Annotated in this window: 1 rRNA gene; it reads left to right on the top strand. The window is 53.7% G+C overall.

What is annotated here, in order from left to right:
* Nucleotides 1-255: ribosomal RNA gene (locus IB242_RS20290) — 23S ribosomal RNA — on the top strand; the annotation flags it as partial.

The following is a 255-nucleotide window of genomic DNA, read 5'->3' as shown; positions in this document are numbered from 1 at the left end:
GACAGCCAGGAGGTTGGCTTAGAAGCAGCCACCCTTTAAAGAAAGCGTAATAGCTCACTGGTCGAGTCGGTCTGCGCGGAAGATTTAACGGGGCTAAGTGATAAACCGAAGCTTGGGGTGCACAAACTTGTTTGTGCGCGGTAGAGGAGCGTTCCGTACGCCTGCGAAGGTGGATTGAGAAGTCCGCTGGAGGTATCGGAAGTGCGAATGCTGACATGAGTAACGATAATGCGGGTGAAAAGCCCGCACGCCGAA

The organism is Xanthomonas sp. XNM01 (assembly GCF_014851915.1).
Lineage (GTDB): Bacteria > Pseudomonadota > Gammaproteobacteria > Xanthomonadales > Xanthomonadaceae > Pseudoxanthomonas.
The sequence above is the reverse complement of the archived record's forward strand: the minus strand, read 5'-3'. Positions and strand labels throughout refer to the sequence as shown.